Here is an 8231-nt window from a genome sequence, read left to right as displayed (position 1 = left end):
GCAGTTCGCCGCGGGCGCCGGCAACGCCACCGCGGCCTACTGCCTCCACCTGCTGCACCTGCTGCGCGGCGAACTGCCACCACCACAGGGCGCTGTCGGGTTCCTGGGCGAGGTTGAGCACGCAGCCGAAGTGCAGCGCGCCGTCGGCGTCGGCGGGGGCGTCGGCGATGCGGGCCAGGTACCCGGCGGCGTCGGTGCTGTGGATGAGTTCGGTGGACAGGGCCGTCAGTGCCGCCTCCGCACGGTCGAGCGCGGTGGGGTGGCAGCCTTCGGGCGCGGGGCGGGCGCCGAACATCAGGGTGGCGGTGACGTCGCGGACGATCTCCTGTCTCAGTGCGTCGAGGTCGGCGTCGGTGACCGTGTCCGGGAGGGCGGCCCGGTCGAGGTACTCGTCGAAGCTGCGCGGCACGGTCTTACTCCTTCTCCTCGTCGTCACCCAGGTCTATGCCGAGCTTGGTGGCGATTCGCTTGCGGGCCAGGCGCCGGTGGGTGCGGGCGGTGGCCGGGTGGATGCCCATGATGTTGGCGGCCTGTTTGCAGGGGTAGCCCAGGACGTATTGCAGGATGATCACGTCGAACTGGCGTTCCGGCAGCGCGGCGATGGCCGTGTAGAGGCCGAGGGGGGACTCTATGGCCGCCAGCTGCGTGCGCATGTTCTCCAGCGTGGCACGGACCGCGTCGTGCACGGCGGTGGTTCGCGCATTCCCGGCGGGCGTGGTGCTGCGCCCGTCGGCGGCGGGGCCGACGGTCATGCGCATGTGGAGCTCGACGCTCATCTTCAGCACGCGCCAGGCGTACGCCTCCGGTCCGCCGTCCTCGAGCAGGACCACGGCCCAGTTGAGGGAGAGATGGGTGTAGAGACGGCGCACGACACTGCGGGCGGCCTTCATGTCGCCCAGCACCGTGGCCGCGTAGCGCAGCTGCGGGCGGGCGTACATCCGGTAGAAGGCGTCCAGGTCGGACGGCATCTCGTAGTGGATGCCCTGCAAGGAGTTCAGTTCCTCCGAGGTGATGGGGAGGGCGGAGCGCGCGTCGCTGTTCTCGGGGACGGACATCGTCACGCCTCCTCGTCCCGGACGGGGGCCGCGGTACGGCCCTCGGTGCCCGCGGCTCGCGCCGGCTGGGCGCTCAGCAGCTCGGCGACGCCGATCCGGGCGCCGGCCCGCAGCAGTCGGCGCATCCCCGCGACGAGGTCGGGGAGGAAGACGCGCACAGCGGTGGTGGCCGCCAGCAGCGCGAGCAGATCGTTCACGGTCACGGGACCTGGTCCTCTCCTGCCAACGCGACGTCAACCCCTCGCCGAAGGAGGGGAGATGACGCCACGGAGGACACCGCTCTGGGTCCTCAACCGCAGGATTTCCAATCAGAGGGGGTAAACGCGCGTGCCCTTCTCGACCAGATTTCTACTCAAGGTGATCACCTCGGCACGCACAGGCATAGACCACAGCACTAAGTTACCGCTCGGACACCAGCGGTGACCAGGGAGAACACATGCACCATGCCGCCCGGAAGGGGTCGTTCCCGCCCGTCCGAGCACCTGGCCGAATCCTCGAACATGTGAGGGACGTCACAGATGCGGAACGTTTCGCGGGCTGAACGACTCGGGCGTTCCGTCCGTACGCCGGGGCGGGCGGCCGCGGGTTCCGGACGTCCGTGCCGCACCCGGACCGGGCCCGCCCGCCCCCGGACGGGGTGGTCAGCGGCCGAAGACCTGGGTCCACGTCCAGTCGCCGGTGACCACGCCGACGCCCATCGTCTTGAGCGAGCAGTTGAGGATGTTCGCGCGGTGGCCCTCGGAGTTCATCCACGCCTCCATGACGCTCGCGGCGGAACTCTGGCCGCGGGCGATGTTCTCGGCACCCGGGCTCGGGTAGCCCTGCGCCGTGATCCGGTCGACGAAGCTGCTGCCGTTCTGCCCGGTGTGCGAGAAGTAGCCGTTGGCGGACATGTCCTCGCTGTGCAGCTGGGCCGCCTTGTTCAGCCGGCTGTCGAGCGTCACCGGCGAACAGCCCGCCGCGGCCCGCTCGGTGTTGGTGAGGGCCAGGACCCGGTCGGCGTTGCCGCCTCCCGGAGCGGCAGCGGGCGCGGACGCGGTGGTCGGTGCCGCCTGGGGCCGCGTCGCCGTCTTCTCGGGCCGCGCGGGGGCCTGCGCCTCGGCCTTCGTGCGGGAGGCGTCGGCGCTCGGGGTGGCCGAGGGCTTCGGCTTGCGCGAGGCGTCCGGCGAGGCGGAGGCCTCGCGCAAGGAGGCGGAGGGGGAGCCGGAGGGCGAGGACGGGACGGAGGGGTCCGGTGACGACGGCTCGGAGGCGGCTTCCTCCGGGGCGCCCGTCGAGGCCGCCCGCACCTTGTCCGCTTCGCCGTCCGGTGTCAGGAGGGCCCACCCGGATATCGCGCCGCCGGTGACGAGCAGTGCCGCGGCCACGGCCGCGATGTTCCGGCTCCGCCGGCGCCGGGCACGGTTCTGCGCACGGCTGCCCGCGGGGCCCTTCGTCCGGCCGTCGGCGCGACCGCCCGCGCCGCGGTCCGTGCGGCGCCGGCCCACCTCCACCGTCCCGAGGGTCCCGTCCGGGGAGCCGGCGGACACCGGGCCGCCCGGATCCCCGTACGGATCCGTGGGCGCGTCCCCGTACGGATCCCTGGGCGCGTCCCCGTACGGACCGGTGCCCCTGTCCCCGTACAGGTCGGCGCTCTTGTCCCCGTACGGCTCCCCGGCCGTGTCGCCGTACGGCGTCGTCGCCGTGTCCCCGTACGGTGTCGTCGCCGTGTCGCCCGGTTCCGCCGTCGCGTGGTCCGCGAAGGACATCGGCGCCGCCTCCGCCGTGCCCTCGCCGAGGGCGGCGAGCAGGCCCGCCGCCACCGGCACCAGGCCCAGTCCGACCAGCAGCCCCTCCGCCGGGACCAGCCCGGACTGGAGGCCCGAGCAGACGGTGCAGTCCCGGGCGTGGCGGGCGATGCGCTTGCGCCACAGGGACGAGGGGACGCCGTCCCAGGCCATGGTCATCTCGTCCAGCAGGACGCAGCGCGGCTGCGCGGACATCGCCCGCACCACCAGCCGGGCCGTCTCCAGCTGGGCCTTCATCCGCTGCACGCGCACCGCGGTGTGCTGCGGTGACAGCTCCAGTGCGGCCGCGACCTCCGCCCGCGTCAGTTCACCCGCCGCCTCCAGCCACCACAGCGACAGCAGCGCCTGGTCGTCGGGGTCCAGCCAGCGGGTGGCTTCGGCGGCCTCGCGCCGCTGGCCCTCCAGTCCGAGCCGCAGGATCGTCAGGTCAACGAAGTCGGCGCCCGGGTCGGCGACGTCGTACGCGTCGTGCAGGCCCGAACCGACCGGCGCCGCCCGGCCCTGGCTCTCGGCGCGCCAGTGGTGGCGTATCTGGTTCATGGTGATCGCGACCAGCCAGGACCGGAAACTGCCGGGGTCCATCAGCGTGTTGAGCGAGCCGAGGGCGCGGAGCATGGTCTCCTGCACCACGTCCTCCACGTCCGGGTGCCCGTTCAGGGCCCGGCCCACGATGTTGTAGACCAACGGGAGGTAGCCGGCCACGAGTTCGTCCTGGGCCCGCATGTCGCCGCGCCGTGCGGCCTCGACCGTCTCCCTGCCGGGTTCGCTGCTCGCTGCCACGCTCGTCCACGCTCCTTCTCGGTCCTGACCCGTACTGCGCCGTCACAGGAGGAGAGCCGTCACCGGGGGCCGGATAACAGAAAGCGCGGAAATCGTTCCGGTCCGCGCGACTCCCCGTGCACGGACGCGCGTTCGACCACGGCGGGGGCGAGTGTGGCACAGGACCCCGGGCATGACAGTGAGCGCCGTCACCGTCGCCCGCGGGGACCCGGGGGCGCGCGCACGCTCGCCTCCAGCGGTCCGTACGCGGCGACGGCGGCCGGGGCGAGGGCGGTGGTGCGGGGCCGGCACCGGTGTGTCAGGGGCCGGGGTCCTCGTCGTCGGGGTCCGTCAGCGGGCCGCCGCCCACCGTGAAGCCGATGACCGTCCCCCCGCCGGGCCGGCGGACGGCGTACGGGGCGCCGCCGTGGGCCAGGGCCACCTCGCGGACGATGGACAGGCCGAGGCCCGAGCCGGGGAGGGAGCGGGCGTCGGCGGCGCGGAAGAAGCGGTCGAAGACGCGGACCAGGTCGCCCGCGGCGATGCCCGGACCCCGGTCGCGGACCTCCACCCGCACCGTGCCCGGCCGGGCGGGCCCCGCGACCGTGATGTCGATGGGCGCGGTGCCGTTCCGGTCGAACTTGACGGCGTTCTCGACCAGATTGGACACGGCGCGCGTCAGCATGCCGGGCCGTCCGTCGGTCGTGGTGTCGCCGCTCGCGTGGACGGTGATCTCGCGTCCGCCCCGGCGCCGGGCCAGTTCGGCCACGCCCTCGGCGATGCGGGCGAGGTCGACCCGGCACGGCGGTTCGGTGTCGGACTGGCCGGCCGCGAGTTCGACGAGCTCGTTGACCAGGTCGGTCAGTTCGCGGGCCTCCTGGGCGAGGTCGGCGACCAGATCCTCACGGGCGTCGGGAGGGAGTTCGTCGATGCGGCGCAGCAGGGAGATGTTGGTCCGCAGGGAGGTGAGCGGGGTGCGCAGTTCGTGGCCCGCGTCCTGGACGAGCCGGCGCTGGTCGTCCTCGGACTGGGCGAGCCGGCCGAGCATCCGGTCGAAGGCGCGGCCGAGCCGTCCCACCTCGTCGTACCCGGTGACGGGCACCTGGATGCCGAGCCTGCGGGTGCGGGCGACGTCCTCGGCGGCGGCGGTGAGGACGACCAGGCGGCGGGTGATCCGCCGGGCCAGCCACCAGCCGAACAGGCCGGCCGCGGTCACCACCGCCGCCATCAGGACGAGCGTGCGCCGCTGGAGGGTCCGCAGCAGGTCCTCGGTGTCGCTGAACTCCTGCGCGATCTGCACCGCGCCCCGGCCGTCGCCCAGCGCGACGGTCGCGACGCGGTAGACGTCGTCGCCGACGTCGACGTCCGCGTGCTCGACCACCCGTCCGGCCGTGGCGGCGCCCGCGACCGCGCGGTCGGCGGCGACCACCGGCAGCCCCGGGTCGCCCGGGTCGACGATCCGGCCGTCCGGCCCGAGCACCTGGACGTCCGTCCGGGCGGGCCGGACCAGGTCGTGACCGGGGGCGGCGGAGGAGAAGTCGACCGGGGACATCCGGTTCGCCCGCACCTCGCCGCGCAGGTCCTGCACGACCTCGTCGAACACCATCTGCTGGTCCACCCGCAGCAGCCGGGCGGCGGCACCGTACGACAGGATGCCGACCAGGACGGTGACCGTGGCCGTCACGGCGGCGAAGGCCACCGCGAACTTGGTGCCGAGCGACAGCAGCCGCAGCCGGCGCCGACGCCGCCCGGCGGGGGCGCCCGACGTACGCGCCGCAGCCGGAGCGCGCGCCCCACCGGATGGACGCGCCGTACCGGGACCGCACGACACGCCCGGGGCCCGGGAGACGCCGGGGGTACGGGAGACACCGAGGGTACGGGAGACGCCCGGAGTACGGGCGGCGTCCGGGCTGCCGGTGGTGTCGTGCGCCACTCAGTCCTCCCGCAGCACGTAACCCACCCCGCGCACCGTGTGGATCAGTTGCGGAGCCCCGGGTTCGTCGAGCTTGCGGCGCAGGTAGCCGACGTAGACGGCGAGGTTCTTGGAGCCGGGGCCGAAGTCGTAGCCCCAGATGCGGTCGTAGATGGTCGAGTGGTCGAGGACGATGCCCGCGTTGCGGATCAGCAGCTCCAGCAGCTCGAACTCGGTCCGGGTCAGCTCCAGCTCCCGCCGGCCCCGCCAGGCCCGGCGTGCCCGCGGGTCCATGCGCAGCCCGGCCGCCTCGACGAACCGTCCTGTCGCGGCGGCGCCCGGCCGCCCGTGCGACGCCCCGGAGCTTTTGGGCGTCCCGGATTTCCCGGAGGCCCCCGCTTTCCCGGGCGTCCCGGAGCGCCCGGGCCTCCCGGCGGTCCCGGGCGCCGCCCCGCGCGCCGGGGGCTCGACGGGCCCGGGTGCGGTCCCGGGCGGAGGTGCGGGGGCCGCCCGGCGCAGCAGGGCGCGCAACCGGGCGAAGACCTCCTCGACGTCGAACGGCTTGACGACGTAGTCGTCGGCGCCCGCGTCCAGCCCCGCGATCCGGTCGGCGGTCTCCACCAGCGCCGTCAGCATCAGGACGGGGGTGCGGTCGCCCTCGGCACGCAGCACCCGGCACACCTGGAGCCCGTCGATGCCGGGCATCATCACGTCCAGCACGAGGACGTCGGGCCGGCTGCGGTGGGCCTGCGCCAGCGCCTCGACGCCGTCGGCGACCGCGGTGACCCGGTAGCCCTCCAGGGTCAGGGCGCGTTCCAGGGCGTTGCGGATGGCCCGGTCGTCCTCGGCGAGCAGCACGGTGGGGGTGTGGGACGCGGTAGGAGGCACGGTGCCAGTCTGCCAAGGACCGCCGCCCCGGCGGACGACCGGCGGCCCGGACACCGCGGTCCCCTCGTTCCCGCCGTCCTCTCCCCCGGACCGCCGTGCGATCCGCGGTCCGGGTTTCGCGCCTCGCGCCCCGGCGTACGATCCGGGCCCGGCCCGCGGTCCGGCCCGCGGTCCGGCCCGCGGTCCGGTCGCGGGCGTTCCCGCCCGCGACCGGATCCTCGCGGGCGACCGGAACCGGACGGAACCGGTCGCCCCGCCCGACGGCCGCTGTCCGGGAAGACCGCCGGGAGGTCCGTGCACGGCGCGTCCGGCGGCCGCGGCACCCGAAGCCGCCCCGGCCGCCCCGGTGCGCTCAGCCCGCCGACCGCAGCGCGGCCAGCTGCTCCTCGAACGGCACCACGTTGCGCGCGTCGAACTTGTCGCCGGCCGCGCCCCCGCGCGTGACGCCGATCGCGCCACCGCCCGCACCGGCGTCCGCGCCACCGCCCGCACCGGTGTCCGCGTCGCCGTCCGCACTGCCGGAGGCGGCGGACAGCGCGCCCGTCAGGGCGGCCAGCTCGCCCGCCGCCCGCTCGATCCGGGCGTCCAGGCCCTTGTCCCCCCAGTCCTGGGACGCGGCGTACACCCCCGTGGGGACGACGACCGCGCGCAGGTGGGCGAAGAGGGGGCGCAGGGCGTGGTCCAGGACCAGCGAGTGCCGGGGCGTGCCCCCGGTCGCGGCGATCAGCACCGGCTTGCCGGCCAGCGCCTCCCGGTCCCGTACGCCGAGCACGTCGAAGAACGACTTGAACAGCCCGCTGTACGAGGCCGAGAACACCGGCGTGACCACGATCAGCCCGTCCGCCCCGGTCACGGCGTCCATCGCGTCGGCGAGCGCCGGCGCCGGGAAGCCGCTGGTGAAGTTGTGCGCGATGTCGACCGCGAGGTCCCGCAGTTCGATCACCCGCACGTCGGCCGGGGCCTGTCCGGTGGCCGCGGCGGCCAGCCGTTCCCCGAGCAGCCGGGTGGACGACGGCACGCTCAGCCCGGCCGACACGACGACGACGCTCATGCCGCGGTCACCTCCCGGCCGGCCAGCAGCGAGGCGTGGGTCGGGGCGTCCGGCACGCCGGCCGGGCGGTTCTTGGCGAACTCCTCGCGCAGCACCGGCACGACCTCCTCGCCGAGCAGGTCGAGCTGTTCGAGCACGGTCTTCAGCGGCAGGCCGGCGTGGTCCATGAGGAACAGCTGGCGCTGGTAGTCGCCCGCGTAGTCACGGAAGGAGAGCGTCCGCTCGATGACCTGCTGCGGGGAACCCACGGTCAGCGGGGTCTGCCGGGTGAACTCCTCCAGCGAGGGCCCGTGCCCGTAGACGGGGGCGACGTCGAAGTACGGGCGGAACTCGCGCACCGCGTCCTGCGAGTTCTTCCGCATGAACACCTGGCCGCCGAGACCGACGATCGCCTGCTCGGGCGTGCCGTGCCCGTAGTGCGCGTACCGGGTGCGGTACAGGTCGATCATCCGCTTGGTGTGGTCGGCCGTCCAGAAGATGTTGTTGTGGAAGAAGCCGTCGCCGTAGTACGCGGCCTGCTCGGCGATCTCGGGCGAGCGGATCGACCCGTGCCACACGAACGGCGGTACGTCGTCCAGCGGGCGGGGCGTGGAGGTGAAGCCCTGCAGCGGGGTGCGGAACCTGCCCTCCCAGTCGACGACGTCCTCGCGCCACAGGCGGTGCAGCAGGGCGTAGTTCTCGATGGCGAGGTTGATGCCCTCGCGGATGTCCTTGCCGAACCAGGGGTAGACCGGCCCGGTGTTGCCGCGTCCCATCATCAGGTCCACCCGGCCGTCGGC

Annotated in this window: 7 protein-coding genes and 1 pseudogene; all 8 read right to left on the bottom strand. The window is 74.3% G+C overall.

The genetic code is table 11. The features are described 5' to 3' along the window. Positions 1-409: pseudogene (locus AOK18_RS12400) on the bottom strand (hypothetical protein); the annotation flags it as partial. 4 nt (positions 410-413) lie between these two features. After that, positions 414-1055, bottom strand: a complete 642-nt coding sequence (locus AOK18_RS12395; protein WP_055574936.1) for a sigma factor-like helix-turn-helix DNA-binding protein — start codon at positions 1053-1055, stop codon at positions 414-416. A 2-nt stretch (positions 1056-1057) separates the two neighbouring features. Next, positions 1058-1258, bottom strand: a complete 201-nt coding sequence (locus AOK18_RS12390) for a hypothetical protein (RefSeq protein WP_055694367.1) — start codon at positions 1256-1258, stop codon at positions 1058-1060. Between the two features lie 438 nt (positions 1259-1696). After that, positions 1697-3622, bottom strand: coding sequence for a sigma-70 family RNA polymerase sigma factor (locus tag AOK18_RS31850; protein WP_420865600.1), 1926 nt, complete (start codon positions 3620-3622; stop codon positions 1697-1699). A 298-nt stretch (positions 3623-3920) separates the two neighbouring features. Beyond that, positions 3921-5333, bottom strand: coding sequence for a HAMP domain-containing sensor histidine kinase (locus AOK18_RS12380; RefSeq protein WP_055694368.1), 1413 nt, complete (start codon positions 5331-5333; stop codon positions 3921-3923). A 201-nt stretch (positions 5334-5534) separates the two neighbouring features. Continuing rightward, positions 5535-6401, bottom strand: a complete 867-nt coding sequence (locus tag AOK18_RS12375; RefSeq protein WP_240503157.1) for a response regulator transcription factor — start codon at positions 6399-6401, stop codon at positions 5535-5537. Positions 6402-6753: 352 nt separating this feature from the next. Continuing rightward, on the bottom strand, positions 6754-7452 hold the full coding sequence (locus AOK18_RS12370; RefSeq protein WP_055573914.1) for a CE1759 family FMN reductase: 699 nt from the start codon (positions 7450-7452) through the stop codon (positions 6754-6756). After that, a partial coding sequence (locus AOK18_RS12365) for a CE1758 family FMN-dependent luciferase-like monooxygenase (RefSeq protein ID WP_055694365.1) occupies positions 7449-8231 on the bottom strand: 783 nt, incomplete at its 5' end. The genes AOK18_RS12370 and AOK18_RS12365, both read right to left, overlap by 4 nt.

The sequence above is a fragment of the Streptomyces prasinopilosus genome (assembly GCF_001419695.1).
GTDB classification, from domain to species: Bacteria; Actinomycetota; Actinomycetes; order Streptomycetales; family Streptomycetaceae; genus Streptomyces; species Streptomyces prasinopilosus.
Note: the sequence above shows the minus strand (reverse complement) of the source record. Positions and strands in the feature narration are given on the sequence as shown.

Bases quoted from the DNA above. Each gene is read 5' to 3' on its own strand.
- AOK18_RS12370 (WP_055573914.1), bottom strand. From the start codon at position 7,452: ATGAGCGTCGTCGTCGTGTCGGCCGGGCTGAGCGTGCCGTCGTCCACC.
- AOK18_RS12395 (WP_055574936.1), bottom strand. From the start codon at position 1,055: ATGTCCGTCCCCGAGAACAGCGACGCGCGCTCCGCCCTCCCCATCACC.